Genomic DNA, 19,650 nt, shown 5'->3' with positions numbered 1-19,650 from the left:
CCAAGGGGCCTACCGATGAAAACTTCCTCCCGTCTGCTGTTGATCGCCTGCCTGGCGCTGCCGTTCGTGGCTGCCTGCCAGAAAGAGGAGAAGAAGGAGGTCGCCGCTGAAACCGCGGCGTTGTCGGCGCCCAAGACCAGCGACGAAAACGCCTGGAACGCGTACCTGACCGACGTGGTCAAGCGCAATCTCGACGGCGTCAGCGGCAGCACCTACGTCTACGTCCTGCCGGCGCCGGATTCGCCGACCTTCCAGCGCGACTACGACCTGATGCTGGAGAAGTCGCAGGCCGACATGTCGCGCGGCATCCTGGAAGGCAACCTGGTCGCGTTCGGTTCGCCCGACTCGGCCAAGACCGCCGACCTGGCCGTGGCTTCCTTCAGCAAGGTCGATCCGGCCACCATGAAGGGCGTCAAGTTCATCTTCATCGGCGCCACCGCCGACAACGAGCGCGTCAAGGCCGCGGTAACCCCGGCCGGCGTGAACTACATCTTCGTCGAAGCCAAGTAAGCGCGGTTCGGCCGCTTGCGCGGTCGGGCTGACAGTCGCATCCGGATCGGGCCGCCTTGTGCGGCCCGATTTCGTTCGTGGGTAAGCGCTCCTTTAAAAGTGGTGCCCCCTTTGAAAAAGGGGGGCGGCGCCCGCGGAGAGTGGGTACCGCGAGAAGCTCCAGCGCGGGGGATTTGCTTTTGCGGGTGGGCGGCGATCTGACGTAAAAAGCGAATCCCACCAGACCTCCGGTCCGCAGGCATAGCCTGCGGGCGTTCAGTGCCGCGCGAACCTGCGGTTCGCAAGCCGCGGCCCTTCACCCTTTTTCAAAGGGGGGAACAGCACGGCAAAAGGGGCGGCGCTGAGCACCGAACCCGCCCGCACCCGCCAAATCCTCCATCCCCGGCACGCAGCATCCCGGCCCGCCGCTATGCCGGGCGCGGCGGGGGGCCTACACTGAAGGCCTTGCCGGTACAGCGAATCGCGCGGTTTCGCCGGCACCCGTGAACCCCATGTCGCTGAAGATCAACGAGCTGTGCGTCAACTGCGACGTCTGCGAGCCGGCCTGTCCCAATCAGGCCATCTCCCAGGGCGAAAGCATCTATGTGATCGATCCGGCCCGATGCACCGAGTGCGTGGGCCATTACGACGAACCGCAGTGCGTGGTCGTGTGCCCGGTCGAGTGCATCGACAAGGACCCGCAGTTCGTCGAATCCGAACCGCAGCTGCTCGAAAAGCTGCGCCGTCTACAACAGGAGTGAACCCGATGCGAAAGGCGCCGCGACCGCGAGCCGGTCTGATGTCTGCCTGCTTACTGGCTTCGTTGTTGCTGATCGCCGCGCCCGCGCTGTCCAAGGCGCCCGTCGCCAAGGCCGCGCCCGCCGAGACGGCGAAATCCGCCGCCGCGCATCCGCCCGGGACCGTCATCGCCAGCGCCCATGCGTTGTCGTCGCAGGCCGGCCTGGAAATCGTGCGCCAGGGCGGCAACGCCTTCGATGCGGCGATCGCGGTGTCCTCGACCCTGTCGGTGGTCGAACCGGTCAGTTCCGGCATCGGCGGCGGCGGCTTCTTCCTGCTGCACGACGCCAAGACCAATCGCGACATCTTCGTGGACGCGCGCGAAACCGCGCCGGCCGCGGCGACGCCGGCGGCGTTCCTGGACGAGAAGGGCGAACTCAACCGCGATCGCTCCGTCAACGGGCCGTGGTCGGCGGGCATTCCCGGATTGCCGGCGGCGCTGGTCCATCTTGCGCAGAAGTACGGCAAGCTGCCGCTGAAGACGTCGCTGGCGCCGGCGATCCGCATCGCCCGCGAGGGCTTCCCGGTCTACGCGCGCCTGGAAAAGAGCTACGGCAGCCGACGCGAAGTGATGGAGCGTTACCGCGGCACGCGCGAGGTCTATCTGGCCGACGGCGATCCGCCCAAGGTCGGCGAAATCTTCAAGCAACCCGATCTGGCGCGCACGCTGGAGCTGCTGGGCGAAAAGGGCTTCGACGGCTTCTATCGCGGCGAAGTCGCGCAGAAGCTGCTCGCTTCGGTCAAGGAAGAAGGCGGCCAATGGAAGCCCGAGGAACTGTCCGGCTACACGGTGCGCGAACGCGAACCGTTGCGCCTGAAGTACCGCGGCTGGGACATCGTCACCGCGCCGCCGCCGTCGTCGGGCGGCGTGGCCTTCGCCGAGATCCTGCAGATTCTCGAAGGCTGGGACCTGAGCAAGCTCGATCCCGCGCACCGCACCCACATCATCGCCGAGGCCATGCGCCGCGCGTATCGCGACCGCACCATCTACCTGGGCGATCCGGACTTCGTGAAGATCCCCCTGGCGCGCCTGACCAGCGCCGATTACGCCGCCGGCCTGCGCGCCACCATCCATCCGGACAAGGCCACGCCCAGCGATCTGCTGTCGGGCCAGCCGGCGCCGCTGGAAGACGACGAGACCACGCATTTCTCGATCATCGATCACGACGGCAACCGCGTCTCGGCGACCCAGACCGTCAACCTGCTGTACGGCTCGGGCCTGGTCGCGCCGGGCACCGGCGTGCTGCTCAACAACGAGATGGACGATTTCGCCCTGCGCCCGGGCACGCCGAACGCCTTCGGCGTGATGGGCTTCGCCGCCAACGCGCCGGAAGCGGGCAAGCGCATGCTCAGCTCGATGACGCCGAGCTTCATGGAGTCCAAGGACAAAGTGATCGCGGTCGGCGCGCCCGGCGGCAGCCGCATCATCACCCAGGTGCTGCTGGCGGTACTGGCCTACGACGCCGGCCTGGCGCCGCAGCAGGTCGCCGGTCAGCCGCGCATCCATCATCAGTGGTTGCCCGACGTGATCTCGGCCGAAGCCGGCGCGCTCGACGCCGACACCGTCGCCAAGCTGCAGGCCATGGGCCACAAGGTCAACGCCGCCGAATCGCCCTGGGGCAATCTGCAGACGGTGATGTGGAACAAGCAAGACAACACCTTGTCCGGCGGCACCGATCCGCGCAATCCGGTCGGCCAGGCCGTGGTACTGCCGAGCCGGCCCTGACGCGGACGGCCGCCGTGCGATGGCGCGGCGGCCATGCGGTGCAGTAGATTGCGCCGCATGGGCAACGGCCCAGGCAAGGACAGGGGAAACAGGTCAGTGAGCGACGAGAACAAGCCTTGGTACACCCGCGTCACCGCGATTTCGGTCGCCGCGGTCGCTTTTCTGGTCGCTCTGACCACGCTGGTCAACAACGTGCGCGATATCACCGGCCTCAAGGACAAGACGCCGCCCGCGCCGACGGCGCAGGCGCCGGCCGCCACGCCCGCGGTCAAGCCGGACTTGCCCAAGGCACCTTCGCGCTATTCGGTCCTGCTGACGCTGGAAAAGATCGAAGTGATCAACGACGGCACCAGCGGCAGCACGTCGTGGTCGTTCCAGGTCAGCGCCGGCGGCCAGGATCTGTTCGAACTGCCTTCGCGCGACTACATCGACACCGAGGAAGGCCGCAACGTCACTCCGCGCGGCAGCGACCCGTCGATGGGCCGCGTGATGCTGGTCCCGGGGCAGGAGATGCTGATCAAGATCAACGGCCGCTCCGCCGGGCTGATCAGCAAGCTGTCGGCCAGCGGCACCGCCACCTTGGTCGCCGACAAACCGCTGGCGCCGGTGCGCGTGGTTTCCGCCGACGGCCGCGACGGCGAGTTCATTTTTCACTTCGCGACCGTGGCGACGCCGCAGTGAAGCCGGGATTCGGGATTTGGGATTCGGGATTGGTTAAAGCAACGGCCCGGTAAAGTTGAAGTTTCGGCCTGTTGCGTCGGCCGCTTTCACGAATCCCGAATCCCAACTCCCGAATCCCGGCTAAAATCAGCCATCCCCCGCCAATGCCCGCAACCCGGGCGGTGCAGCCATGAAGCTCTGGTCGATCCTCGGTAACTCGCAGAAACTCGACGGCGGCGCGATGTTCGGCAACGCGCCGCGGGCGATGTGGTCCAAATGGTCGCCGCCCGACGAACAAAACCGTATCGAGCTGGCCTGCCGCGCCTTGCTCGCCAGCCCGCTGGCCGGCAAGACGGTGTTGTTCGAGGCCGGCATCGGCGCGTTCTTCGAACCCAAGCTGCGCGAGCGCTACGGCGTGGTCGAAGAGCGCCACGTGCTGATCGATTCGCTGGCCAAGGCCGGCTTCGCGCCGGAAGACATCGACGTGGTGGTGCTCTCGCATCTGCACTTCGATCACGCCGGTGGGTTGCTCGCGCCGTGGGCCGAAGGGCAGGCGCCGCGCTTGCTGTTCCCCAATGCCTCGTACCTGGTCGGGCGTGAGCACTACCAGCGCGCGCTGCAGCCGCATCCGCGCGATCGCGCCAGCTTCATCGCCGAACTGCCGGCGCTGCTGGAAGCCACCGGCCGCCTGGAACTGGTCGAGGGCGAGCATTCGAAGTTGCTCGGCGACAGCGTGCGGTTCCACTACAGCCACGGCCACACGCCGGGGCTGATGTTGGCCGAGATCGTCGGCCCCGAGCAGGTCCAGGGCCAGCCGCACGGCGGCGTGGTGTTCTGCGCCGATCTGATTCCGGGCCGGCCGTGGGTGCACGTGCCGATCACCATGGGCTACGACCGCAACGCCGAACTGCTGATCGACGAGAAGAAAGCCTTTCTCAGCGACAAGCTCGAACGCAACGTGCATCTGTTCTTCACCCACGACCCGGGTTGCGCGCTGGCGCAGGTGGTGCGCGACGACAAGGGCAAGTTCGGCACCGTGCACGAAGTCGCCGAATTGCAGGCGCGGGCGCTGGCTGCATGAATTTGCGCCGCCCAGCGCGGCGCTGGCGCGCGATCGCGCTGGTCGCGATGCTGGTCTGCGCGGGCGCGGCCTGGGCGCAAGACGCGGAAGACGGCGAGCCGGTGGGCGAGCCGCTCAGCGGCAAGGCGCTGAGCGATCGCGATTTCGGCGTGCTGACGCGGCAGTTCGGTCTGGACCGCCGGGTCGAGATGTATCAATGGCGGCGCGAGTTCGGCATCGCTTCGCAAGGCGACGGTTACGAACGGGTGTGGAACGCGGCGCCGATCGATTCCAGCGGTTACTCGCCCGGTCACGCCAATCCGTCGCGGATGCCGCTGGAGAACCGGCGCTGGTGGTCGGAGTCGGCGACGCTCGACGGCAAGCCGCTGGGCAGCGAAGTCTTGCGCGCGATCGGCGAGTGGCGGGTGTTCCGGCCTAATTTCAGCCGCTTGCCGTCGAACCTGGCGGCGACGTTTCAGCCCGAGGGCGATGGCCTGGGCAGTTCGGAGAATCCGCTCGATCCGCAGATCGGCGACCTGCGCGTGAGTTGGCGCGAACTGCGGTTGCCGCCGCTGGAAGGCAAGCTGGAATTGCGCGAAGGCGTGTGGCGTCTGCGCCCGGAGGCCGCCGCGGCGGCGTTGAACGCGGCGCCGGCGCGCGAGCCTGTCGCGACGGCGGCGGCTGAACCTGAAAGCGGTGGCTGGTCGCCGGGGTGGTTCGCGGTCGCGGTGGTGTTGGCGCTGATCGTGTTGTATCGGCTGCGTAAGCGGCGGCAGGCGCGGCGGTAGTTTCGCGCGAGCGGAGCGAAAGCATCGGGGCTGAAAGCCCCTCCCACAAAAGATTGCGTGGCTTCGGCGTCTGTTGTGGGAGGGGCTTTCAGCCCCGATGCTTTTCGATCAGCAGACCATGGCCCAACACTTCAAGCGTAGTGCTTGGTCCCGAAAATCTTGTCGCCCGCATCGCCCAACCCCGGCAGGATGTAGCCGACCTCGTTGAGTCGCTCATCCACCGACGCGGTAAACACCTCCACATCCGGATGTTTGGCCTCCAGCGCCTTCAATCCTTCCGGCGCCGCGACCAGAAACAGCCCCTTGATGCGCTTGCAGCCGGCGTTCTTGAGCAGGTCCACCGTCGCGATCAGGCTGCCGCCGGTGGCGAGCATCGGATCGAGGATCAGCGCGGTGCGCTCTTCCATGCGTCCGGTGAGTTTTTCGTAGTAGCCGACCGGCTGCAGCGTCTGTTCGTCGCGCTGCAGGCCGACCACGCCGACCTTGGCCGCCGGAATCAGCTCCAGCACGCCCGGCAGCATGCCCAGGCCCGCGCGCAGGATCGGCACCAGGGTGACCTTGGCGCCCTTGATCCGGCGGGTGACGACCGGCCCGGCCCAGCCTTCGACCACGGCTTCCTCGGTTTCGAGGTCGGCGGTGGCTTCGTAGGTGAGCAGGGTCGCGACTTCCGAGGCCAGCTCGCGGAACGACTTGGTGCTGTTGTCGGCGCGGCGCATCAGGCCGAGTTTGTGCTGGACGAGCGGGTGGCGGACTTCGACGATTTTCATTGGGTGGCCTGGGTGCGGGGCGGGCGATCGTTGTCGCAAAGGATTGACGCTTGCGGGGCGGGGCGCAAGCGTGGATTCATCAGCCGAAGGCTCTTGCCGTTGCCCCCTTTGAAAAAGGGGGCGGACGACGCGAAGCGTCGCGGGGGATTTGCTGTTGCTGTTGCTGGTGCTTCTGCAGGGGGAAGCAAAAGTAAATCCCCCCCCTGGCCCTCCGGCCCACAGGCACAGCCTGCGGACGTTCAGTGCCGCGCGAACCTGCGGTTCGCAAGCGCGGCCCTTCACCCTTTTCAAAGGGGGGAATCCAATAGGTGGGAATGACCTGGGCTGGCAGTTCAGTCGGCGGTGGCGTAGAGGTTGTCGCCGTCGGCAATCGCCTGCTCGACGAAGCGCGAGAACTCATGCACCTGGGTAGGATCGGTGAACTTGGCCCCGATCCGCGCTAACTCGGCCTGCAAGCGAGGCAACTCGCCCAACAACAACGTGCTGTCGGCGTAGTAGTCGCGCAACTTGTGCAGCAGCGGATACTCGCCGCGCGGCTGCGCCCGGGCCAGCAACTGCGAATGCAGCATCTCGTCGATGGCGAACAGCTTGCGCGAGGCGTGGATCTCGCGCTCGTGCCGGGCCTGGATCAGGTCGAGCGCCATGAGCGAACTTGCTCCTTGTTGTGCCGCCGCGGCCGAGCACTCACGCGCGGCTGCGTTCGATGCGGATCGTGGGCGGCGATACGCGATCGAACGACCAGTGATAACGATGGATGTCGCCGAGCGAGACCGCGCGAATGCAGTGAGGCTCGAAAGCGCCGGAGATGAAGATTTCGGCCGTTGCGCAATAGAAGATCCACGTCGGCGTTTGCGTGGCCAAGTCGATCAGTGCCAGAAAACCTTCCCCCTCCCAGGCGCCGTCGCCGCCGACCAAGGCTTCGTGCCCGTCGGGGTGTCGGGTTTCGAATGAGGGGTAGAGCGTCGCAAATCCGATGTCGTCGGCCGGTGCGGGAGGCGAGGCCTGTGCAGCGACACGAAAATCCCCGTCGGGACATCCATGCAGGGCGAAAACACGCCCATCCGGCAGATGGAATCCGTCTACCGGAGGCAGACGGAATTCCGTAGCGCCGAGTACGCGCGGCAACGGCATGGCTTGGCCAGGGCTGTGAGGGTACGCGAGGCGTCAGGCCGTACGCACGTACTGAATCTCGATCCCATCGCTGCCGCCGATCGCCGCGCGCAGCACGGTGATCAGCGAGCCGGCGTTGAGGTGATCGATCTCGATCATGTCGACCACGGCGTGGTCGATCCAGTAGTCCTGGTCCTTGCTGTCTTCTTCTTCCAGCGCGGCCACCAGGATCTGCAGCTCTTCTTCGCTGATCTCGCCGATGTCGGCGCCGGTTTCCTTGTTCGACAAACGGATCATTCCATTGGCTCCTTTGGAGCATTACTGAGTGAAGAAGAGCGGGGAGTGAGTAAGAGCGAGAAGCGGCTTTCGCTCACTCCTCACTCTTCTCCACTCACTCCTGGGCCGTCAGGCCGCGGCGGCCTGCTGCGCGCGCGGGCCTTCGCGCAGGGCGCGGCCGACCATCGACACCAGCAGTTCCAGCTCGTCGCTGCCGATGGTGAAGTTCGGGGTGAAACGCAGCGAGTTGACGCCGCCGTGGATCACGCCGATGCCGCGCTCGCGCAGCCACTCTTCCGTGGAACCGGCGCCGAAGCACTTGAACTGCGGGGCGAGTTCGCACGAGAACAGCAGGCCGGTGCCCTGGACCTTGGTGATCAGGCCGCCGAGTTCGCTCTTGAGCTTCTCCAGCTTGGCGATGGCCTCGGCGCCGCGCGCGCGGATGTTGGCGCGCAGTTCCGGGGTGACGTGTTCGAGCACGGCGACGGCGACGTCGAGCGCGCGCGGGTTGCTGGTCATGGTGTTGCCGTACAGGCCCTTGCGGTACAGCGAGGCGGCGCGATCGCCGACGGCGAGCACCGACAGCGGGTACTGGCCGGCGTTGAGGGCCTTGGAATAGGTCTCCATGTCCGGCGCATCCAGGCCTTCGAAGCCCGGGTAATCGATGATCGACAGCACGCCGTGGGCGCGCAGGCCGGCCTGGATCGAATCGACCAGCAGCAGCGAGCCGTGGTTGCGGGTGAGCTCGCGCGCGGCGGCGTAGAACGCCGGCGGCACGCCGCGGCCCGGGTCGCCTTCGCCCATCACCGGTTCCAGGAACATCGCTTCGATGAACCAGTGGTTGGTTTCGGCGTCGCTGAAGATTTTCTTCAGCGCGTCGATGTCGTACGGCTCGACGGTGAGCACCGAATCCTCGCCGCGGTAGCTGGCCAGGTGCTGGTTGTAGGCCTTGCGCGAGGAATCCGAGTACAGCGCCGGACGCTCGGTGCGGCCGTGGAAGCTGCCCTTGACCACCACGCGCTTGATCGCGCGGCCGGCGTGCTTGGCGCCCGGATCGGTCATCAGCTTGGCGTTGACGTCGGCGATGCGCGCGGCCAGCGAAACCGATTCGGAACCCGAATTCAGGCAGAAGAAGCGCTCGTACGGACAGCCGCCGCGGTTCACGCCGATGGCCGCACGCAGGGCGCGCTCGAAGCGCAGCTGCGACAGCGACGGGGTCATGATGTTGGCCATCACCTGCGGCTTGGCCATCGCCGCGATCACCGCCGAGGGCGTGTGGCCGAAGCCGAGCATGCCGTAGCCGCCGGAGTCGTGCAGCACCGCGCCCTTGAGGGTGATCACCCAGGGGCCGCGCGCGGCCAGGGCGATGTACGGGTTGACGCCGTCGTCGGGATAGAAATTGACGTAGCCCTGCTGGACGGCGTGGATCTGCGCGTCTTCGTCCAGGTCGAGCAGGTCGGCGTGCAGATCGCGCACCAGTGCGTACTCGGCGGCGGCGGCGGCGATGGCCTCGCCCAGATCGGGATGGGTGACGGCGAAGCGGGCGACGGTGTCGTCGTCCAGGCCGACGGTGCGGCGCTTGCCGGCGTGCGCGCGCAGCGGCGCGAGTTGGCTGAGCAAATTGGTCATCTCGATCTCCAAAAAGGTCGTCGGCGTCGTGCCGTGTATTGCGTGGGAGACCGGTCCGCCTTCATGGCTGGACGCGCGCGGTTGCAGCAGCCCCCCGGCCGCCAAGCGCCATCTCTCACATCGAACGAAGAGGACCAGGACGCAGCCCCCGCGTAACTCGTTGAAACCCCGAAACATCGCGCAAAAATTTTGCGTCAGGCCATGGCCTTTTGACGATTTTTCGTTTCATTTCAATGATTTATGCGAGTCTATCACGTGCCGCGTTCGCCGATAACCCCCTGCGGATGCAGGTTCAGATTGCCCGCCCGTACCGCGTTTCGTGCCGCTGGTGACGCTTGTCACCGGCGATGAATGTCTTCGTGCACTGACGCGGAACGATCGCGAAACCGACAGTGGCGGCACCTTCCGGCAACCGCGTGGAGTTCGGCCATGAACGCGATCCATCCCTTCCATCGCGTCGTCGCCGTGGCCGCGCGGCAGCCGGGTCCGGGCGAGGTCCCGGCGGGCAAGGCGGCGCGTCCGGCTCATGGCCGCGCCGGCGGTGCGCTGCCGCGTCGTTCGCAATACCAGCCCACTTTCCCAGGCCTGCGCCGGCAAGACCGCGCCGGCCCGCAGCGCAGCGTCTGACCGAGGGCTGCCGCAGGCGTACCTTTTGGAGATCCGTATGCACCCGATGACAGCAGCCCGGTTCGGCCAGATCCGAACCCGGCCCCGCACCGCGCTGAGCGCCGGCCTGCCGCTAGGCCTGCTCGCCAGCGCCGCGGCGTCCAACGCCGCCTGCCTGGGCGGCAAGTCCAGCGCGCGCCTGTTGGCCGGGCAGGGCGAGGGCGGTTCGGCTCCGCTCGCGGCCCAGGGCGAGATCGCGGCCGACGCGCGCGCTGTGCATGAATTGAGTTTTCGCGTGCGCGGGCAGGCGCGCAGCCTGACCCTGCTGGAGTTCTCCGGCACCGACATGAGCGGCCAGCCGGGCCTGCAGATCATTCGAAATGCCGCGCAATGGCAGCAAGTGCGCGTGCCGCTGGCGAGCATGCCCAACATGGATCTGAGCCGTTTGCGCGCCATCGCCCTGAGCGCGACCGATGAGCCGGGGCCGTTCTCATTCGAGATCGAGGTCTTCGAACTCCGCTAAAGTCCGCATCGATCGTGGCACGGGGGGTGCCTGAATCATTCAGATCCACACGTGGGCCACGCCTCGATTCCACACCTACAGGTGAAGACGTGGCTGCAATACCCGCCGTACATGCATTGATCAAGGCCCGCTTCGGCGGGTCGCGATCGCACTTCAGGATTCCGACCATGCGCCTGCCCGGACCGCCGCTGGACACCCACGACAACCTGCTCGGTTGGCATCTGGCGTCGCTGCTGTATCTGAGCTTCGTCTTCATCCCGCTGTTTTCCTGGCCGGCGCCGTGGTGGATCTTCGTGCTGGCGACCTGTTCGGTGCTGGTGTTCCTGCCGATGTACTGGGCGTTCTATCGCGGCGGCGCCAAGTTGCGGCTGTGGCTGGTGCTGGCGGTGGCGGCGGTGGGATTCGCGACCGTGCCGTTCGGCATCGGCGGCGGCACCTACCTGATCTTCGCCGCCGGCATGATCGCCAGCTTCCTGCCGCTGCGCCGCGGCATCGCCCTGGCGATCGGCCTGTTCGCGATCTTCGGCGTGGAATCGATCATGACCCTGCCGGCGGTGGGCATGCCGGTGTTCAGCGTGATGATCCATCTGCTGGTCGGCTCGATCGTGTTCACCGGCGTGCTGGCCGCGCGCTCGCGCGAGCGCCGCAACGCCGAGTTGCGCCTGACCCAGGAAGAAGTGCGGCGCCTGGCCAGTCTGGCCGAACGCGAACGCATCGGCCGCGATCTGCACGACCTGCTCGGCCACACGCTGTCGGTGGTGGTGCTCAAATCGCAGTTGGCCGCGCGCTTGCTGGAACACGACAAGAACGCCGCGCAGGATCAGATCTGCGAAGTCGAGCGGGTCGCGCGCGAAGCGCTCACGCAAGTGCGCGAAGCCGTCGCCGGCATCCGCGCCAACGGCCTGCAGGCCGAACTGGCGGCGGCGCGGCTGGCGCTGCTGGGCGGCGAAATCAGCCTGGATCACAAGCTCGCGCCGGTGGACATCCCGCTCAATGTCGAGGCCGTGCTGGCGCTGGCCTTGCGCGAATCGGTGACCAACGTGCTGCGTCACGCGCGAGCGCGCCGGGTCGATGTCGAACTGACCCAGGACGCGCGCGGCGGCATCGTGCTGCTGATCGCCGACGACGGCCGCGGCGGCGTATCCGGCGAAGGCCACGGCCTGACCGGCATGCGCGAACGCCTGCGTTCGGTCGGCGGCATGCTCGAAATCGAAAGTCCGAACGGCGCAGGCACCCGCCTGAGTCTGCTGGTGTCGCGCGAGGCGCTGGCCGCCGCGCGTCGTCTGCCGGCGCCCGCCGCCACTCTCCCAGGGGCCGCGCGCGAGCCGGCCCTGCTCGAACGAGGTACCGCATGATCCGTTTGTTGCTCGCTGAAGATCAGGCCCTGGTGCGCGGCGCGCTGGCCGCGTTGCTGAACCTGGAACCGGACATCGAAGTCGTCGCCGAAGCCGGCGACGGCGCGCAGGCCTGGGAGGCGGTCAAACGCATCCAGCCCGACGTGGTGGTGACCGATATCGAGATGCCGGGCATGACCGGCATCGATCTGGCGATGCGGGTGCGCGATTCGGGCATGCCGACGCGGGTGGTGATCGTCACCACCTTCGGCCGCGCCGGCTATCTGCGCCGGGCGATGGACGCCGGCGTGCGCGGTTATCTGCTCAAGGACGCGCCGGCCGGGCAATTGGCCGAGGCGCTGCGGCAGGTGCATCGCGGCGGGCGGGCGATCGACCCGCAGCTGGCGGTGGCGGCGTGGAGCGACGAGGACCCGCTGACCGAGCGCGAGCGGCAGGTGCTGCGTCTGGCCGGCGAAGGGCTGTCCACGGCCGAGATCGGCGAGCGTCTGCATTTGAGCCAGGGGACGGTGCGCAATTATTTGTCCGAGGCGATCGGCAAGCTCGACAGCAGCAATCGGATCGAGGCGTATCGGCGGGCTCGGCAGAACGGGTGGTTGTAGGGAAGAGCGAAAGCCTAAGAGCAAATCCCCCCTGGCTCCCCCCTTTTTTTCAAAGGGGGGAACCCGGTCTGGTTGGGGCGCAGCGGCGAAAGGGTCGCCGGCCCCCCCGATTCCTGCTTTTGCTGTTCCCCCCTTTGAAAAAGGGGGGCAGGGGGGATTTGCTCTTACGCCCCAAGCCAACTTTTGGCGATCCACCCCAACACCCGGATAATGGCCGCCTTCCCCGAGACCGAATCCGGCCTTCACCGCCGCCGGGTCTCGCCCGCGTCCTCCACCCTCGGCCGGTTCCCGGCCGCGCCGGTGGCTGCGGCGCATCGCGCTCACTGCTCCGGTTTCCTTGAAAAAGTCCGATTTCCATTACGAACTCCCCCCCGAGCTGATCGCCCAGGCGCCGCTGGCGCAGCGTTCGGCCAGCCGCCTGCTGGTCGTGCCGCCGCTACCGGCCGCGCGCGAGGACCGGGTCTTCAGCGACCTGCCGCAGATGCTGCAGCCCGGCGATCTTTTGGTGTTCAACGACACCCGGGTGATCCCGGCGCGCCTGTTCGGCCAGAAAAGCACCGGCGGTCGGGTCGAGATCCTGATCGAGCGCCTGCTCGGCGGCAGCGAAGCGCGGGCCCAACTGGGCGTGAGCAAGTCGCCTAAGGAAGGCGCGCGCATCGCCCTGGACGCCGGCGGCGAAGCCGAAGTGCTCGGCCGCGAGGGCGAGTTCTACCGCCTGCGCTTCCACGTGCCCGAGTCGCTGGAGCAATGGCTGCTGCACGCCGGACGCCTGCCGCTGCCGCCGTACATCCAGCGCGAACCCGGGCACGACGACGCCGAGCGCTACCAGACCGTGTTCGCGCGCGAAGTCGGCGCGGTCGCGGCGCCGACCGCGGGCCTGCATTTCGACGAAGAACTGCTGGCGCGGCTGCGCGAACGCGGCGTGCAGTTCGGCCACGTGACCCTGCACGTGGGCGCCGGCACCTTCCAGCCGGTGCGCGCGGACCATCTCGACCAGCACGTGATGCACAGCGAGTGGCTCAACGTCGGCGCCGGCCTGGTCGAACAGATCCGCCGCACCCGCGCCGCCGGCGGCCGCGTGATCGCGGTCGGCACGACCGTGGTGCGCGCGCTGGAAAGCGCGATCCGCCTCAATCAGGACGCCGACGGCGAACTGCGCCCGTTCGCCGGCGAAACCCGTTTGTTCATCCTGCCGGGCTACCAGATCCGTTCGGTCGATGCGCTGATCACCAACTTCCATCTGCCCGAAAGCACCCTGCTGATGCTGGTGTCGGCCTTCGCCGGCAAGGAGCAGGTGTTTTCCGCCTACGAGCACGCGATCGCCGAGCGTTACCGGTTCTTCTCGTATGGCGATGCGATGCTGCTATGGCCGCAGGCGTCGTGATGCGGTTGTCCGGCCGCGCGCGCGGCGAGCCGCGTTTTCCTCTTTCGAACCACCGCGGCACTGCGTCCGCTTACTCCGGAGCAAGCGCATGAGCCGCATGTCCTTCCAACTGCTGGGCAACGACGGCGCCGCGCGCCGCGGCCGGCTGACGTTTCCGCGCGGCACGGTGGAAACCCCGGCGTTCATGCCGGTGGGCACCTACGGCTCGGTCAAGGGCATCATGCCCGAGCACGTCGCCGAACTCGGCGCGCAGATCATTCTCGGCAACACCTTCCATCTGTATCTGCGTCCGGGCCTGGACGTGATCGGCGATCACGGCGGTCTGCACGGCTTCGCCCGCTGGAACGGCCCCATCCTGACCGACTCCGGCGGTTTCCAGGTGTTCTCGCTGGCGCACCGGCGCAAGATCACCGAGCAGGGCGTGACGTTCGCATCGCCCGTGGACGGCAGCAAGGTGTTCCTCGGGCCGGAGGAGAGCATGAACATCCAGCGCGTGCTCGATTCGGACATCGTGATGATCTTCGACGAATGCACGCCGTATCCGGCGACCATCGATGTCGCGCGCAAGTCGATGGAGCTGAGCCTGCGCTGGGCCGAACGCTCCAAGCGCGCGCACGAAGGCAACGACGCGGCCTTGTTCGGCATCGTCCAGGGCGGCGTGCATCACGAACTGCGCACGCGCTCGGCCGAAGCCTTGAGAGCGCTGGACTTCGACGGCTACGCGGTCGGCGGCCTGGCGGTCGGCGAGCCGGAGGACGAGCGCAACGCCATGCTCGAACACACCTGCCCGCAACTGCCGGAAGACCGTCCGCGCTATCTGATGGGCGTGGGGCGACCGGAGGATCTGGTCGAATCGGTCGCGCGCGGCGTGGACATGTTCGATTGCGTGATGCCGACCCGCAACGCCCGCAACGGCCACTACTTCACCGCCCAGGGCACGGTGCGCGTGCGCAACGCCAAGTACGAGCGCGATCTGCGCCCGATCGAGGAAGGCTGCGACTGCTACGCTTGCCGCAACGGTTTCAGCCGCGCCTACCTGCGCCACCTGGACCGCTGCAACGAGATGCTCGGGCCGATGCTGGGCACCTTGCACAACCTGCGCTACTACCAGCGTTTGATGGCGCAGATGCGCGAGGCGATCGAGCAGGGAACCTTTACCGCCTTCCGCGAGTCTTTCTACGCCGCACGCCAGTAGAAAGCCGTTCGCCCGCAAAGCGGGCGAACACCCTGTCCCCCTCTCCCGTTCACGGGAGAGGGCAGGGGTGAGGGCCCGCCCCGCCGTTTCCGCCATCCCAGCCCCGGCCGGGCCCGGGATCGCGGCCAGGCCCAAAGGCCGGCGAACCGCGTCCGGCCCCGCCCGGACACCGGCGAACCCATCGAAAGCGTGCGCCGCGACCCATTTCGGCCCCGACCGTGGCCCCAACCCAGCCGTGGCATAATCCCCGGCTATTTTTCGTTTCAGGACATTCAGATGAATCTGCTCGACCTTCTGATCAGCCCCGCTTACGCCCAAGGCGCCGCCGGCGGCGCTGCGGGTCCGGCTCCGGGCGGCCTCTTCGGTGGCGGTCTCGGTGGCCTGGTCCTGCCGCTGGTGCTGATCGCCGTCATGTACTTCCTGATCTTCCGTCCGCAGATGAAGCGCGCCAAGGAACACCGCGGCATGCTCGAGAAGCTGTCCAAGGGCGACGAAGTGCTGACCAACGGCGGCATCGCCGGCACCGTCACCGATATCGGCGAAAACTTCATCACCGTGGAAATCGCCGCCAACGTGCGCATCCGCGTGCAGAAGGGCGCGATCGCCAACGTTCTGCCCAAGGGCACCTTGAAGTCGGCCTGAGCCGACGCCACGCCATCTTCAAACGCGGCGGCCGGGGAGGTCGCCGCAGGGGTTCTCGATGCTGACCTTTCCGCGCTGGAAATACTTCGTCATTCTGGTCGTGCTGATCATCAGCGTGATCTACGCGCTGCCTAACGCCTATCCGCAGGATCCGTCGGTGCAGATCACCGCGGCGCGCACCGGCGGCACCGCGATCGACGCGGCGCTGGCCAAGAAGGTGGACGGCATCCTGGCCGGAGCCAAGATCCCCTCCAAGTCGATCAAGGTCGAAGACGGCAACCTGATGGTGCGGCTCAACGACACCGATCAGCAGACGAAGGCCTCCGACTTGCTGCGCCCCCAACTGGGCAGCGACTACGTGGTCGCCCTGAGCCTGGCGCCGACCGTGCCGAACTGGCTGGCCTCGCTCGGCGCCAAGCCGATGCCGCGTGGCCTGGACTTGCAGGGCGGCGTGCACTTCGTGATGCAGGTCGATCAGGCCGCCGCGCTGGACAAGCGCCTGGAAGCCTACGTGGAAGACGTGCGCGCGACCTTGCGCGACAACTCGGTGCCTTACACCTCGGTCGTGCGCCGCGGCAACGAAGCCATCGTGACCACGCTGGCCGTCAACGCCGACGCCGACAAGGCGCAGAAGCAACTGCGCATCGCTTTCCCGACCCTCACGCAGAACCTCGATGCGCGCACCCTGACCCTGGAAGTGCCGCAGTCGGAACTGCAGCGCATCTCGCTGGAAGCGATCGAACAGAACCTCACCACCCTGCGCAACCGCATCAACGCCTTCGGCGTGGCCGAGCCGGTGATCCAGCGCCAGGGCACCGACCGCATCGTGATCCAGCTGCCGGGCCTGCAGGACACCGCCGAAGCCAAGCGCCAGATCGGCGCCACCGCCACCTTGGAATTCCGCGCCGGCGTGGGCGACCGCGCCGCCGCCGCGGCCGCGGTGCGCGACCACAACGTTCCGCCGGAAGCGCGCGTTTACTACGACCAGAACAAGCAGCCGGTGCTGCTGTCCAAGCGCCTGCTCGTTTCCGGCGATCAGCTGATCAACGCCGTGCCGGGCACCGACTCGCGCACCGGCCAGCCGCAGGTGAGCATCACGCTCAACGCCATCGGCGGCCAGCGCATGCTCAACCACACCCTGGAAAATGTCGGCAAGCCGCTGGGTATCGTCTATGTGGAACAGGTGCCGATCACCCAGATCGTGGACGGCAAGGAAGTGCGCACCACCCGTACCGAAGAGCGCGTGATCAGCAACTCCACCATCCAGGGCGTGTTCGGCAAGGAATTCCAGACCACCGGCCTGTCCCGCGAAGAGTCCACCAGCCTGGCCAAGCAGCTCAAGTCCGGCGCGCTGGCCGCGCCGATGACCTTCGTCGAAGAGCGCGTGGTCGGCCCGAGCCTGGGCGCGGACAACGTCAAGCGCGGCACCACCGCGGTGATGTTCTCCTTCATCTTCGCGCTGACCTTCTTCCTGGTCTATTACCGCATGTTCGGCCTGATCACCTGTCTGGCCCTGCTGCTCAACCTGCTGATGGTGGTCGCGGTGATGTCGCTGCCCTTCGTCGGCGCGACCATGAGCTTGCCCGGCTTCGCCGGCCTGGCCTTGTCGGTCGGCATGTCGGTGGACGCCAACGTGCTCATCAACGAACGAATAAGAGAAGAGTTGCGCGCCGGGATGCCGCCGCAGTCGGCGATCGCCACCGGTTACGACAAGGCTTCGGGCACCATCTTCGACTCCAACATGACCGCGCTGCTGGCCGGCCTGGCCCTGCTGATGTTCGGCACCGGCCCGCTCAAGGGTTTCGCGATCACCATGATCGTGGGCATCCTGACCTCGGTGTTCACCGCCGTGACCGTGTCGCGCGGCATCGCCACGCTGATCTACGGCAACCGCCGCAAGCTCAAGTCCATCGCGATCTGACGGGAGAACCCAGACATGAAAATTTTCCCGCTGACCCTGCTGCCGAACGACGCCAACATCAACTTCATGAAGATGCGGTGGGTGTCGATCGTCATCGCCGCGATCATCATGTTCGTCGCGATCGGCGCGATGGTGACCCGCAACTTCAACTTCGCCCTGGACTTCACCGGCGGCAACCTGGTCGAGGTACATCTGGAAAAGCCGGCGAATCTCGATGAGGTGCGCAACCGCCTCGCCGCCGACGGCTACGACAGCGCTCAGGTCCAGACCTATGGCGCCGGCAACGAGTTGCTGATCCGCCTGCAACCGCGCGAAGGCGACAGCACCGCGGCCGCCACCAGTCACGCCGCCGCGTCGGTGATGAAAGCGGTCAGCGTGGACGGCAACACCGGCAAGGTGCTGCGCAACGAGTTCGTCGGCCCGCAAGTCGGCAAGGAGCTCGCCCTCAACGGCCTGTACGCGCTGATCTTCGTGATCGTCGGCTTCCTGATCTACATCGCCTTCCGCTTCGAATGGAAGTTCGCGGTGGTCGCGATCATCACCACCTTGCACGACGTGATCGTGGTCGCCGGCTGGTTCGCCATCAGCGGCCACGAGTTCGACCTGACCGTGCTGGCCGGCATCCTGTCGGTGATGGGCTACTCGATCAACGACACCATCGTGGTGTTCGACCGCGTCCGCGAGAACTTCCGCTCGATGCGCGCCGACCCGGAAACCGTGCTCAACAAGTCGATCAACCAGACCCTGTCGCGCACGGTGATCACCTCCTTCGTCGCCTTCCTGACCGTGATCGCCCTGTACATCTACGGCGGCGGTTCGCTGCGCGGCATGGCCGAATCGCAGATGCTCGGCATCGTCATCGGCACCCTGTCCTCGATCTTCGTCGCCTGCCCGCTGTTGACCCTGGGCATCCTGAAGGTCACCAAGCAGGACTTGCTGCCCAAGGCCAAGGACGACGCGGCGCTGGCGCGCCGGCCGTAAGGGTTTGTGGTTGTTGTACGGAAAAGGCCGCGCATGTCGCGGCCTTTTTCGTTTTAGCCGGCGTTCGCGCCGATGGCAGTTTCGAAAAGGCCGTTCCGCATTGCATCATGCGTGTTCGGCATGAATCGTGAGAGTGGCGATGACCGCAAGCAACCAGCAACAGATCAACGATTGGAACGGCCCCGTCGGCGAGCGTTGGCTGACCTATAACGAGTGGCTCGACGAGCGCACCGCCGCCTACGGTCGCGCCGCGTTCGACGCGGCTGCGGTACGGCCCGGCGAGGCGGTACTGGACATCGGTTGCGGCGCGGGCGCGACCTCGTTCGAACTCGCGCGGGCGGTGGGCGCGGGCGGCTCGGTGATAGGCGTGGACGTGTCCGAACCGCTCATCGGTCGCGCGCGCGACCGCGCGCAGCCGCTCGGCCTGCCGGTCGAATTTCGCCTGGCCGATGCCAGCGCGCCGCTATTTCCGCCGCAAAGCTTCGACCTGCTGTTCTCGCGCTTCGGCGTGATGTTCTTCGACGACCCCGTCGCCGCCTTCACGCAATTGCGCAAGACGCTCAAACCCGGCGGCCGCCTCGCGTTCGCGTGCTGGCAGGAACCGGCGAAGAACGACTGGTACGTGCTGCCGTTGAACGCCATCGGCGGCATCGTCGAACAGGCGCCGATCGACACCCAGGCGCCCGGTCCGTTCAATTTCAGCGATCCGCAGCGAGTGCAGCGGATCCTGAGCGAAGCCGGCTTCGAGCAGATCGAACTGAAACCTTTCCAGGCGCCGTTCTATTGCGGCCGCGGCGACACCCGCGAAGCCGTCGCCGAGGATGCGCTGGAGCAGGTGTTCCGCGTCGGCCCGATCTCGCGCCTGCTGGCGGCGCAGAGCGAGGAGATCCGCGAGCGAGCGACCGCGGCGATTCGCGCGGCCTTGGCCGGTATCGCGACGGAGCAGGGGATCGAGGTGGGCGGCGCGACTTGGGTGGTTACGGCGCGGTCGCCTTGATCTATGTTGGGCGGTATTTCTCGCCTCCGAAACCGCTGGCTTGGCACCCTCGATCCCTGAGACGGGTTCGGGTTTCAATGTTTCCCACGCCGCTCAATCGGTGTGACGGATGCCTGGTTCAGCAAGTTCAGCCTAATTCCACGA

Annotated in this window: 21 protein-coding genes; 16 read left to right on the top strand and 5 right to left on the bottom strand. The window is 66.9% G+C overall.

Translation table 11 applies throughout. The annotated features are described in order from the left end of the window. Nucleotides 1-15 precede the first annotated feature (15 nt). From LG3211_RS15725 to LG3211_RS15700, 6 genes are all read left to right on the top strand, one after another. Entirely contained in the window at nt 16-510 is a 495-nt protein-coding gene (locus tag LG3211_RS15725) for a hypothetical protein (RefSeq protein WP_057943661.1), read from the top strand. Nucleotides 511-1,001: 491 nt separating this feature from the next. Next, nucleotides 1,002-1,250 carry a YfhL family 4Fe-4S dicluster ferredoxin gene (locus LG3211_RS15720; protein WP_057943660.1) on the top strand — a complete coding sequence of 83 codons (249 nt, stop codon included), beginning with the start codon at nt 1,002-1,004 and terminating at the stop codon, nt 1,248-1,250. A 38-nt stretch (nt 1,251-1,288) separates the two neighbouring features. Beyond that, nucleotides 1,289-3,013 (top strand): gamma-glutamyltransferase, encoded by a 1,725-nt coding sequence (gene ggt / locus LG3211_RS15715; protein ID WP_148648942.1) that lies wholly within the window; start codon nt 1,289-1,291, stop codon nt 3,011-3,013. A gap of 96 nt (nt 3,014-3,109) precedes the next feature. Then, on the top strand, nt 3,110-3,694 hold the full coding sequence (locus LG3211_RS15710; protein WP_057943658.1) for a hypothetical protein: 585 nt from the start codon (nt 3,110-3,112) through the stop codon (nt 3,692-3,694). Between the two features lie 169 nt (nt 3,695-3,863). Next, nucleotides 3,864-4,754: an MBL fold metallo-hydrolase gene (locus LG3211_RS15705; protein WP_057943657.1), complete on the top strand. Its 891-nt coding sequence runs from the start codon at nt 3,864-3,866 to the stop codon at nt 4,752-4,754. Further along, a complete protein-coding gene (locus tag LG3211_RS15700) occupies nt 4,751-5,521 on the top strand; it encodes a TMEM43 family protein (RefSeq protein ID WP_057943656.1) in 771 nt (256 codons plus the stop codon). Before LG3211_RS15705 ends, LG3211_RS15700 begins: the two co-directional genes overlap by 4 nt. 131 nt (nt 5,522-5,652) lie before the next feature. On the opposite strand, the gene upp is transcribed toward LG3211_RS15700, so the two are convergent. The 5 genes from upp to LG3211_RS15675 form a co-directional block, all read right to left on the bottom strand. Continuing rightward, complete coding sequence (upp, locus tag LG3211_RS15695) at nt 5,653-6,288, bottom strand: uracil phosphoribosyltransferase (RefSeq protein WP_057943655.1); 636 nt, start codon at nt 6,286-6,288, stop codon at nt 5,653-5,655. A gap of 332 nt (nt 6,289-6,620) precedes the next feature. Further along, entirely contained in the window at nt 6,621-6,932 is a 312-nt protein-coding gene (locus LG3211_RS15690; RefSeq protein WP_057943654.1) for a hypothetical protein, read from the bottom strand. Between the two features lie 40 nt (nt 6,933-6,972). Next, nucleotides 6,973-7,419, bottom strand: coding sequence for a hypothetical protein (locus LG3211_RS25805; RefSeq protein ID WP_148648941.1), 447 nt, complete (start codon nt 7,417-7,419; stop codon nt 6,973-6,975). Between the two features lie 33 nt (nt 7,420-7,452). Continuing rightward, nucleotides 7,453-7,695 (bottom strand): hypothetical protein, encoded by a 243-nt coding sequence (locus tag LG3211_RS15680; protein ID WP_036101983.1) that lies wholly within the window; start codon nt 7,693-7,695, stop codon nt 7,453-7,455. 108 nt (nt 7,696-7,803) lie between these two features. Continuing rightward, nucleotides 7,804-9,303 (bottom strand): aminotransferase class III-fold pyridoxal phosphate-dependent enzyme, encoded by a 1,500-nt coding sequence (locus LG3211_RS15675; protein ID WP_057943652.1) that lies wholly within the window; start codon nt 9,301-9,303, stop codon nt 7,804-7,806. A 429-nt stretch (nt 9,304-9,732) separates the two neighbouring features. On the opposite strand from LG3211_RS15675, the gene LG3211_RS15670 reads away from it, so the two are divergent. From LG3211_RS15670 to LG3211_RS15625, 10 genes are all read left to right on the top strand, one after another. After that, complete coding sequence (locus LG3211_RS15670; protein WP_057943651.1) at nt 9,733-9,930, top strand: hypothetical protein; 198 nt, start codon at nt 9,733-9,735, stop codon at nt 9,928-9,930. 46 nt (nt 9,931-9,976) lie between these two features. After that, nucleotides 9,977-10,432 (top strand): CIA30 family protein, encoded by a 456-nt coding sequence (locus LG3211_RS15665; RefSeq protein ID WP_148648940.1) that lies wholly within the window; start codon nt 9,977-9,979, stop codon nt 10,430-10,432. A gap of 167 nt (nt 10,433-10,599) precedes the next feature. Continuing rightward, nucleotides 10,600-11,787, top strand: a complete 1,188-nt coding sequence (locus LG3211_RS15660; protein ID WP_057943649.1) for a sensor histidine kinase — start codon at nt 10,600-10,602, stop codon at nt 11,785-11,787. Further along, nucleotides 11,784-12,386, top strand: coding sequence for a response regulator transcription factor (locus LG3211_RS15655; RefSeq protein ID WP_057943648.1), 603 nt, complete (start codon nt 11,784-11,786; stop codon nt 12,384-12,386). Before LG3211_RS15660 ends, LG3211_RS15655 begins: the two co-directional genes overlap by 4 nt. A gap of 337 nt (nt 12,387-12,723) precedes the next feature. After that, complete coding sequence (gene queA / locus LG3211_RS15650; RefSeq protein ID WP_057943647.1) at nt 12,724-13,770, top strand: tRNA preQ1(34) S-adenosylmethionine ribosyltransferase-isomerase QueA; 1,047 nt, start codon at nt 12,724-12,726, stop codon at nt 13,768-13,770. A gap of 88 nt (nt 13,771-13,858) precedes the next feature. Further along, complete coding sequence (gene tgt / locus LG3211_RS15645; RefSeq protein ID WP_057943646.1) at nt 13,859-14,965, top strand: tRNA guanosine(34) transglycosylase Tgt; 1,107 nt, start codon at nt 13,859-13,861, stop codon at nt 14,963-14,965. 276 nt (nt 14,966-15,241) lie between these two features. Beyond that, the gene (gene yajC / locus LG3211_RS15640; RefSeq protein ID WP_057943645.1) at nt 15,242-15,607 is read left to right on the top strand and encodes a preprotein translocase subunit YajC; all 366 of its coding nucleotides are present in this window, start codon (nt 15,242-15,244) and stop codon (nt 15,605-15,607) included. Between the two features lie 58 nt (nt 15,608-15,665). Then, nucleotides 15,666-17,528 (top strand): protein translocase subunit SecD, encoded by a 1,863-nt coding sequence (secD, locus tag LG3211_RS15635; RefSeq protein ID WP_057943644.1) that lies wholly within the window; start codon nt 15,666-15,668, stop codon nt 17,526-17,528. Between the two features lie 15 nt (nt 17,529-17,543). Beyond that, a complete protein-coding gene (secF, locus tag LG3211_RS15630; RefSeq protein WP_057943643.1) occupies nt 17,544-18,509 on the top strand; it encodes a protein translocase subunit SecF in 966 nt (321 codons plus the stop codon). A 139-nt stretch (nt 18,510-18,648) separates the two neighbouring features. Further along, nucleotides 18,649-19,506 carry a class I SAM-dependent methyltransferase gene (locus LG3211_RS15625; RefSeq protein ID WP_057943642.1) on the top strand — a complete coding sequence of 286 codons (858 nt, stop codon included), beginning with the start codon at nt 18,649-18,651 and terminating at the stop codon, nt 19,504-19,506. Nucleotides 19,507-19,650 lie beyond the last annotated feature (144 nt).

Origin of the sequence: Lysobacter gummosus, from assembly GCF_001442805.1 — a bacterium.
Lineage (GTDB): Bacteria > Pseudomonadota > Gammaproteobacteria > Xanthomonadales > Xanthomonadaceae > Lysobacter > Lysobacter gummosus.
This window is presented reverse-complemented; position numbering and strand designations above follow the sequence as displayed.

What these genes read in the sequence shown, in the direction of transcription:
- LG3211_RS15690 (WP_057943654.1), bottom strand. Translation starts at nt 6,932, where the DNA reads ATGGCGCTCGACCTGATCCAGGCCCGGCACGAGCGCGAGATCCACGCC.
- LG3211_RS15660 (WP_057943649.1), top strand. Translation starts at nt 10,600, where the DNA reads ATGCGCCTGCCCGGACCGCCGCTGGACACCCACGACAACCTGCTCGGT.
- LG3211_RS15680 (WP_036101983.1), bottom strand. Translation starts at nt 7,695, where the DNA reads ATGATCCGTTTGTCGAACAAGGAAACCGGCGCCGACATCGGCGAGATC.
- LG3211_RS15700 (WP_057943656.1), top strand. Translation starts at nt 4,751, where the DNA reads ATGAATTTGCGCCGCCCAGCGCGGCGCTGGCGCGCGATCGCGCTGGTC.
- LG3211_RS15665 (WP_148648940.1), top strand. Translation starts at nt 9,977, where the DNA reads ATGACAGCAGCCCGGTTCGGCCAGATCCGAACCCGGCCCCGCACCGCG.
- LG3211_RS15670 (WP_057943651.1), top strand. Translation starts at nt 9,733, where the DNA reads ATGAACGCGATCCATCCCTTCCATCGCGTCGTCGCCGTGGCCGCGCGG.
- LG3211_RS15655 (WP_057943648.1), top strand. Translation starts at nt 11,784, where the DNA reads ATGATCCGTTTGTTGCTCGCTGAAGATCAGGCCCTGGTGCGCGGCGCG.
- LG3211_RS15725 (WP_057943661.1), top strand. Translation starts at nt 16, where the DNA reads ATGAAAACTTCCTCCCGTCTGCTGTTGATCGCCTGCCTGGCGCTGCCG.
- LG3211_RS25805 (WP_148648941.1), bottom strand. Translation starts at nt 7,419, where the DNA reads ATGCCGTTGCCGCGCGTACTCGGCGCTACGGAATTCCGTCTGCCTCCG.
- secF (WP_057943643.1), top strand. Translation starts at nt 17,544, where the DNA reads ATGAAAATTTTCCCGCTGACCCTGCTGCCGAACGACGCCAACATCAAC.
- LG3211_RS15675 (WP_057943652.1), bottom strand. Translation starts at nt 9,303, where the DNA reads ATGACCAATTTGCTCAGCCAACTCGCGCCGCTGCGCGCGCACGCCGGC.
- secD (WP_057943644.1), top strand. Translation starts at nt 15,666, where the DNA reads ATGCTGACCTTTCCGCGCTGGAAATACTTCGTCATTCTGGTCGTGCTG.
- tgt (WP_057943646.1), top strand. Translation starts at nt 13,859, where the DNA reads ATGAGCCGCATGTCCTTCCAACTGCTGGGCAACGACGGCGCCGCGCGC.
- LG3211_RS15720 (WP_057943660.1), top strand. Translation starts at nt 1,002, where the DNA reads ATGTCGCTGAAGATCAACGAGCTGTGCGTCAACTGCGACGTCTGCGAG.
- ggt (WP_148648942.1), top strand. Translation starts at nt 1,289, where the DNA reads ATGTCTGCCTGCTTACTGGCTTCGTTGTTGCTGATCGCCGCGCCCGCG.
- upp (WP_057943655.1), bottom strand. Translation starts at nt 6,288, where the DNA reads ATGAAAATCGTCGAAGTCCGCCACCCGCTCGTCCAGCACAAACTCGGC.
- yajC (WP_057943645.1), top strand. Translation starts at nt 15,242, where the DNA reads ATGAATCTGCTCGACCTTCTGATCAGCCCCGCTTACGCCCAAGGCGCC.
- LG3211_RS15705 (WP_057943657.1), top strand. Translation starts at nt 3,864, where the DNA reads ATGAAGCTCTGGTCGATCCTCGGTAACTCGCAGAAACTCGACGGCGGC.
- LG3211_RS15625 (WP_057943642.1), top strand. Translation starts at nt 18,649, where the DNA reads ATGACCGCAAGCAACCAGCAACAGATCAACGATTGGAACGGCCCCGTC.